Origin of the sequence: Hyalangium sp., from assembly GCF_045802625.1 — a bacterium.
Taxonomy (GTDB): domain Bacteria; phylum Myxococcota; class Myxococcia; order Myxococcales; family Myxococcaceae; genus Hyalangium.
Map to the genome: position 1 here is coordinate 1 of NZ_JBJMQP010000225.1, position 7557 is coordinate 7557.

Genomic DNA, 7557 nt, shown 5'->3' on the forward strand with positions numbered 1-7557 from the left:
ATTCCCCTGGAGCAGGTGCTCCAGCTCGCCGAGGCGCTCACCGCCCAGCTCCCCCTGGTGCTCGACGGCTCGAAGCCGCCGCAGCCGTCCTGATCTCCGCTCCGTGAGTCACGGCCCCGCGGACCCAAAGCACGGGGACGCGGGGCTTTTCTTGGCCATCTCATGCTCGAGCGCGGAACACTCTGCTCCCGGTGAGCCTACGCGCGAGGTAGGCTGCTCACCCGAGCCACTTCATGGAGAGAACGCAGGCACCCCCACGGCCCCTGGCCCTTCTTCCTCCGGGAACCGTCGTGGGCGCCTGGCGGGTGGTGGCCTGGGCCAACCGCGGCGTCAACGGTGCTGTCTACCGGGCCGTGCGCGTGGGGCAGGAGCACGCAGAACCCGTGGCCCTCAAGCTGGCTCTGATGCCGGGAGATCCGCGCTTCGCTCGCGAACTGGTGTTGCTCTCCCGCACGCGCCACCCCAGCGTCCCGCGTCTGGTGGATTCCGGGCAGTGGCAGCATCCCTCCGGTTTCACCCATCCCTACCTCGGGTGTGGAGTGGGTTGATTGCAATTCGGGCTCAGCAAAATCAGGAGGTTGTTCGGAAGGCTCTGGAAACACCTCCGCATTTCCAGGGGGAGACCAGGCAGAGCGGCGAGACGTCGGCTCCGACGCCGCGAAGTCAGGCGCAGCCGGTGGGACCTGGGATGGCACCGCTGAGGCAGTTGACGTACTGGCAGAGTCGCTGACCGGCACTGCCGTCTGCAGAACGTGTGAGGGCACAGGCCGGTGCTGCACCCTGAGCGAGTGCACAGGCCGGTGCCGTCCATGTGGCGGCAGTGGTCGGGTGGCTGTTGTCGTCCCCGAGGGAAGCCCCAGCAGTACCGGGGCTGAGCGAGGGAACGCCGGAACGGACTTGGCACCTACGGTGGGAGTTGCCACCCAGGCCGCGCCGGTTGGAAGGCTTGAGTCCACGTGGCGGGCCGTGGCGCTGCTGTTGGGCCTCACGCTGCTGGAGGCCGCAACCCTCGCCCATGGGGCACGGGAGGCCTGGCGCGAGGCCAGCATTCACCTGCGTCGCGTCCGGGGCTGGCTCGCGCTCGCGCCCTACATTCTCGGGCTCTGGTGGCACCGGCAGCGCTGCCCGAGCTGCGGCAAGCGCCTGGCCTTTCTCAAGGGCGGCCTGTGTGACAGGTGCGCCGCTGCTGCGCTGCCGGCGCTGAGGTTGAAGGCGGCGCAGCTCGACGCGGAAGCCGAGGGCTGGGCGATGGAGGCCGCCGAGGCGAGCCGCCGTGCCTACGAGGCCGAGAGGCGCGCAGCGGCGCACGATCTTGAGCGGGACGAGGCGGCCAGCCGGATGGAGGCGGCAGAGCACCGCGCCCGCGGACTCGCCGCGGAGCTCGAAGAGCAGGCAGGGCGTGTCGAGCAGCTCGAGGCAGCCCTGTTCAGCCAGCGCGCGGTGGCTCTCCAGTGGAAAGGGCTCTTCCTGCGCATGCTCGCGCTCGCGGTCCGGCAGACACTGCTGGCCGCGCGGCGCAGGGACTCCCTCAACGCCATATGCGCGAGGCTGCGCTGGTACCGAACGGAGCTGGGCCGCGAGCAGCAGGCGCGGGCGCGTACCGCCATGCAGCAGGCAGCAGGCGCGGGCGCTGTGCTCGACCGCGAGACGGCTGCACGCATTCTCCGGGCGTACGGTGAGCACGCGGCCCAGGGCTGGAGCAGGGCCAGCGGCGAAGACACCACGCAGGCGCTCAGTCGATTCAACCAAGCCCTGGCCTCGCTGCTGAGCGAACGGGAGGGCACGCCGTGAGCGCCTCTGTGGCAGAGCTCCTCCGCTCAGCCACGGCGCTCCACTCCCTCACCCTCCAACAGCCGTGGGGTACCGCGGTTGCCGAGCTGGGCAAGGATGTGGAGAACCGAGGTTGGGCCCCACCACAGAAGGCCCTGGGCCAGCCCTTGGCCATTCACGCGGGGCTGGTTTACGACGAGCGCAGCGCCCAGAGTATTCGCGAAGCCTTCGGGCTGAAGGTGCCGGGGCGCCACTCGTGCCCGCGCGGAGCCGTGGTAGCCGTGGCCGTGCTCGAGGGCGCGGTGGGAAACAGCCCCTCGCGCTGGGCTGTGGCGGGCCAGCGCCACTGGCAACTCAGGGGAACGGTGCGCCTGGAGCGCCCGGTGCCGTGCAAGGGCGCACAGGGCCTTTGGCAGCTGCCGACAGAGGTGCTCGCCGAGGTGCGCGCCCAGGTGCTCGCGCAAGATCGGCCCGCGCAGCCTGCTGCTGAGGCTCCTGCTGTCCGCGCCAGCTACAGCACAAACAGCACATGGGCCAAGGGAAGTGCGCGCGGCGCAGGCCCCTCTGTCTCCACGGGCGTTGTGTATGTGAGCCGCTCGCAGGTGGTGCAGTGCCTTTGGTGCGGCGGGCCTCACCACGGAGAGCCAGGCGGGCCGCACGCGCCGGTGCTCGCGCGCCACAGAGGGGCACAGTGGCCTGAGTGCCCTCACGGAGAGCGCTTCCTGGAGGATTGGTGCACGGGGCTCCCGGTGAGGCCGCGCTGCTGTGGTGGCGGCTGGGGCGCAGCTGAGCAGGCCCTGCTGGGCGAGTTGCTGGAGGGCGGGGGGTGGAAACGATCTTCCGAGAACGCGGGATTTCGATCGCGCCGATCGCGACGAAGCGCGGGAACGAATCCCGCGCTCCAGCGATCGCCGGAACTTCCACCTATGGTCATGACCAGTGCGGCTTGCCGCCCGCAGCAGAGAATGAGGTACTCTCTTGTTCAGGAGCCCGGCGCCAGAGCGCAAGTGGGTGCCCACATGCACCCATTGGGCGTCAGGAGGTCGAACAAGGGACCAGGAAGAGCCATCGACATCGATGCTGATCCGACCCGCGTTCGTCTGATCGCACCTGCGCACCAGGGATCGCGCGCCCCGCGATCGAAATGCCGCGCTTCCGGAAGATCGTCTCCAGTGGACAGGGACGTGCCAGTGCTCGACGTCGTCGTCTGGACGGATGAGCAGCAGGAGCAGGCGCGCAAGTGGGCCAGCAAGGTGCACGCGAAAGCCTCGGACAACCCCGTGCGAGTGCCGCCCGAGCCTGAGCACGTGCAACCCTTCCGGCCTGGAGCGGGGCGGCCCTCCAGCCTCGAGCAGCTGGAGCAGGTGCGCGCGGCCATTGCCGCCTGCGTCCTCCAGGGGTGGACGGTGGAGCTCCGCAGCGATGCTGAAGGCCACGTCCGCGCCAGCCACCCCCGTTACGACGGCGTGTCGGCGGTGAGCCCCCAGGCCCTGCTGAACGAAATGCGCGAGGCCATGGCGGAGGCTCCGGACGTCGAGCCTGCTGAAGTCGCTCTGGCCACCCCGGCAACCACCGCACCGGCCAGCGCCACGGGTGCGCAGCCCACGACCGTGGGCGGTGCTCAGCCCAACCGGCTCCGCATCTACGTGGCCTCGAGCTGGCGGAACGAAGCGCGGCAGCAGGAGGTTGTCCGCATCCTCCGAGCAGCGGGCCACGAGGTGTATGACTTCCGCAACCCAGCGCCCGGCAACACGGGGTTCAGCTGGCGCGAGGTGCACCCCGGGTGGGAGTCGTGGACTCCGGAAGAGTATCGAGAGGCGCTGAGCCACCCCGTAGCGGAGCGCGGGTTCTCCTACGACATGAACGCGCTTCGGGCGTGCGATGCCTGTGTGCTGGTTGGCCCGTGCGGGAGGAGTGCGCACCTGGAGCTGGGCTGGGCGGTGGGGGCCGGGAAGTTCACCGTCGTCCTGCTGGCGCCTGGCGAGGCGGAACTCATGGTGAAGATGTGCGACCAGGTCTGCCTCACCACGGAGGAGATGGCGGCGGCGCTGGAGCGCTTCGCAGGGGAGGCCAGCGCCACGGGTGCGAAGTCCCCGCCCGGCAGCCAGGAGCCTCAAGATCCGACCTTCGCGGAGTTGGTCGCCTACTACCAGGGGCACCTCCAGCGGAAGCGGGCGAGCACGACAACACGGTTTGAAGAGATTCAGCTGCGGGCCACCCTGAGGTGGCTCTCCGACAATGGCATTGAGCGGCCCACCGCGGCGGACTGGAAGCGCTACTTTGAATGGCGGCTCAATCCCGCGCGCCCCAGCCTCCCCTCTACGGCAGGCACGGTACAGCACCTGCGCGCGGTGGTGAGCAAGGTGTACCAGCGCTGCGCGGAGCGCCCCGGGTGGCTGAGCGTTCGCAATCCCGTGAGTGCTCCCCTCTTCCCCGAGTTCAGCACGCCGAGCGACGGGACGGCGCACCACTTCAGCACGCCGTTCGCTGGGACTGTCCTCACGGGCCTCACGGGGCGCGTGCACGGCGCATGGTGCGACGGGTGCTGCCAGGAGCCGACAATGAGTGTTCACCGGGCGGAGCGGTTGCGTGACCAGCCGCACGAGGGCTGCCCGAAGGGCAACGGCACGTGGCGGCTGTTGGTGGAGGTGGCCCATGGCAACTAACCCCGCCCCCAACACCTCCCCGCCCGAGGAGATCTCCGCGCCGCTGCCGCCCGCCGCGGTGCTCGCGGATGCGGCGGCCCGGCGTGCCCTGCCGAAGGGCGAGCCCGGGGGCGGCGCCGCGCAGGTGGCGGCGCAGGAAGGGGGTGCCCTGTGAGCCACCAGAAGCGCCTCGCACAGCACTACATGGAGTGGGTCGCGAACGAGCTTTGCAGGGCCGCCGCTGGCTACCGCGGAGCGTGGCGAGCCCAGGCCGCAGCGGAGGAGATTGCAGGCAGAGCCCAGAAGCTCACTCAGGACGCCTACGGGGATGAGAAGCCGCCCCACGTGGCACAGGCGCTCCAGGCCCTCAATGCCGCCACGGAACAGGCGCAGCTCCTCACCATTGACCTGGACCTGGAGACGCTGCGCGAGCTGGAGAAGGGCGCGCAGCAGCTGGAGGCCGTGGCTCAGGCCGCGCATGCGGTGGCCGAGGCCCTGGCCAAGGAAGGGGTACTCCAGTGAGCGCCCAGCCCACCAAGCTGACCACGCTCTACGTGAGCGGAAGAACGTCCGGCCCCACCCTCGCGGAAGTGCTCCTGGAGGTGCGCGGCCTCGCGGTAACCCGGAGCCTCGACGATGGCCTCGCGGTAACCCGGAGCCTCGACGATGACGCCGGTTGGGTGGTGACGCACGTCAACAGCGGCGCCTCCATCAACGCCTGGCCACTTCGCGAGGACGCGGCCCGCTCCCTGTGTCACGCCCTCGCGGCGCTGCGCGACTGGACGCACCTCACCTACAACGACGTGGCGCAGCTCCAGTACGACAAGAGGGCCAGCGCGAAGATCCGAGCCGCTGTCGCCAAGGCCCGGGCGGAGGACGCGGCGTGACCACGATCCGGCAAGAGGCTGTGCCGAGTCCCCTGCCCGGCCAGTGTTGGAAAGCGCGAGGAGTGGTTCCCCGCCCGTCGCGTTCGCACGTGAGGGTGGTTGAGGTGCTCAGGAATGGGAATTACGCCTGGGTCTACTATTGCTACAAAGGTGCTCTGCGCAGCCACGGAGACGAGCTCGCGGCGTTCCTGAAGCTGTGGGAGCCGTGCACCGAGCACGCGCCCCTGCCGGAAGGAGGTGCCTCGTGAGCCTCCTGCTTCGCGCCCCCCAACCCGTCGACGCCGAGCAGCTCGAGGACGGCACGTACACCGTGGCCTTTCAGGGCCAGCTCTTCCAGGAGCCACCCTTTGCCCAGCTCGCGCAGCACTACCTCGCAAACCTCCAGGGCGAGCAGAAACGCACATCCACGCGCAAGGGCGAGGCGAGCTACCTGAAGCAAGCCCTGGCGTGGCTTGGAGAGCGGGGCATCGAGCGGCCCAGCACTGCGGACTGGAAGCGCTACTTCGACTGGCGCCTCAGCCCCCAGTGCCCCAACCGGGTAACGCCCTCCACCGTGCACGGCCACCACTGCACCATTCGCAAGGTATACCGGCGCTGCGCGGAGGCGCCTCTTCGCGGCTGGTTGCTGATTCCAAACCCCGTCACCACCGCCTTCCTTCCCGCCTACTACGACCCACTCAACGCCCGCCCGCGGGCGATGATGGAGCCCTACGTTACGGTGCCGCTGCTCAAGGCGAGCATGCCGGACCCCGTGGCCAAGGCCCTCGTGGAAGTGCTCGACAACCAGGGGCTGCGCATTCAGGAGGCGCTCGGCATTCCGATGCCGGGCAGCTACGTGGAGCGGGAAGTGCTGCGCAGGCGGGCGCTGGACTTGGACGGCGGCACGCTGCGCATTTACATGCAGCGCGAGCGGGACAACTCCAAGCTCGTGGACTTGAAGACGGGATTCTCGGCGGCCACCATGGAGCTGATGCCGGCTGCTGTGGAGGCGATTCGCGAAGCCATGCGCTTCAAGCGTGAGCAGGCCCTCAAGCCCAAGAAATCCTCGCGCGAGGGGGCGGGCTTCGCCAACCACAACTACCTCTTTCACTACTTCAAAGCGGACCTGGAGAAGCTCATGGAGATTCACCGCGAGGTGGCGCCCCAGGACTTCCGCCGCCGCGAAGTGGGCAAGTGGGGAGGCGATGCCTGGCACGTGTACCGGCACACCTACGCGACGCTCCTGGCCCGGCAGGGCGTGGACCGGGAGAAGATCCACGACTTGTTGCGCCACCGGGACCAGAAGACGACGGATGCCTACTTGCGCGCGCTCCTCGTGGACGTGCGCGGCGGCGATGATGTGCGGCGGGCCATGGAGAACAAGAAGGCCATGCAGCAGCAGGCCATTGCTGAGCGCAGCGGCAAGGGCCTGAGCATTGTTCCACCCAGAAAGAGATAGGGAGACACGCTATGAACGAACCGAGAACGAAGTGCTGCCCAGAGTGCCTGGGCGTGGATGTGAAGACGGTGGGACAGGTGCACCTGTGCACCTCGTGCAACCTCTGCTGGCACGAGGTTGCTGGGAAAAACGCGTTCTTGTTCCACTCTGGGTCCGTGCTAGCGCCGTGCCGCAACTGGGAGGGCGACCCGGACCACCTTGCAATCCTCCGCTTCGACGGGAGGCCCTGGGACGGGTACTGTGGCCGTTGCCGCGAGAAGTTGGGCGAGGCGGGCGAGGGCACAGAGGCGGTCCATCAACCCACTCCACAGCCGGTTTTGCGTGGGATGGGTGGACGGGGCCAAGGGGGCGAAGTTGCTGGGGAACCCGTCGACCCTTCTTCGCAATGGAATGGGTGGACGGCGTGCCGCTCTACGACTGGACCCGGCAGCACCCTCCTTCTCCTGCGCGGGTGTTGCGGCTGTTGGCTCAGCTCGCAGGGGCACTCCAAGAACTCCACGCCCAGGGCGGCGTCCATCGAGATCTGAAGGGCGACAACATCCTGGTGCGCAGCTCCGACGGTCGCGCCATGCTGACCGACTTCGGATCGGGCACCTACCCGGATGCTTCCCCTCTCACTCCGCCCGCGTGGCACCCCGGCACTCCGGCCTACCGCTCCCCGGAGGCTGCGCTCTTGGAGCTGTACTCACCCTGGGACCACTCGGCGCGCCATGCCGCGGGGCCCGCGGATGATCTGTACTCGCTCGGCGTGACGGCCTGCCGGCTCCTCACCGGCGAGTACCCGCAGCCCGGCGAGTTCACCCAGGACGAGCACGGC

The 7557-nt window shown here is 69.0% G+C and carries 7 protein-coding genes and 1 pseudogene; all 8 read left to right on the plus strand.

Annotated features, from left to right (window positions below):
• Positions 1 to 233 precede the first annotated feature (233 nt).
• Positions 234 to 530 (plus strand): annotated as a pseudogene (locus ACJ8AT_RS35595) (serine/threonine protein kinase); the annotation flags it as partial.
• Positions 531 to 966: 436 nt separating this feature from the next.
• Positions 967 to 1791, plus strand: a complete 825-nt coding sequence (locus ACJ8AT_RS35600) for a hypothetical protein (RefSeq protein ID WP_407742423.1) — start codon at positions 967 to 969, stop codon at positions 1789 to 1791.
• 1163 nt (positions 1792 to 2954) lie between these two features.
• Complete coding sequence (locus ACJ8AT_RS35605) at positions 2955 to 4436, plus strand: hypothetical protein (protein WP_407742424.1); 1482 nt, start codon at positions 2955 to 2957, stop codon at positions 4434 to 4436.
• On the plus strand, positions 4426 to 4590 hold the full coding sequence (locus ACJ8AT_RS35610; RefSeq protein ID WP_407742425.1) for a hypothetical protein: 165 nt from the start codon (positions 4426 to 4428) through the stop codon (positions 4588 to 4590). Before ACJ8AT_RS35605 ends, ACJ8AT_RS35610 begins: the two co-directional genes overlap by 11 nt.
• Positions 4587 to 4937, plus strand: a complete 351-nt coding sequence (locus tag ACJ8AT_RS35615) for a hypothetical protein (protein ID WP_407742426.1) — start codon at positions 4587 to 4589, stop codon at positions 4935 to 4937. Before ACJ8AT_RS35610 ends, ACJ8AT_RS35615 begins: the two co-directional genes overlap by 4 nt.
• Positions 4934 to 5302, plus strand: a complete 369-nt coding sequence (locus ACJ8AT_RS35620; RefSeq protein WP_407742427.1) for a hypothetical protein — start codon at positions 4934 to 4936, stop codon at positions 5300 to 5302. The genes ACJ8AT_RS35615 and ACJ8AT_RS35620 overlap by 4 nt, the downstream gene beginning before the upstream one ends.
• Positions 5303 to 5546: 244 nt before the next feature.
• Positions 5547 to 6740, plus strand: coding sequence for a tyrosine-type recombinase/integrase (locus ACJ8AT_RS35625; RefSeq protein ID WP_407742428.1), 1194 nt, complete (start codon positions 5547 to 5549; stop codon positions 6738 to 6740).
• A gap of 166 nt (positions 6741 to 6906) precedes the next feature.
• Positions 6907 to 7557: serine/threonine-protein kinase (locus ACJ8AT_RS35630; RefSeq protein ID WP_407742429.1), on the plus strand; the 651-nt coding region annotated here is incomplete at its 3' end.

What these genes read in the sequence shown, in the direction of transcription:
- ACJ8AT_RS35610 (WP_407742425.1), top strand. Translation starts at nt 4,426, where the DNA reads ATGGCAACTAACCCCGCCCCCAACACCTCCCCGCCCGAGGAGATCTCC.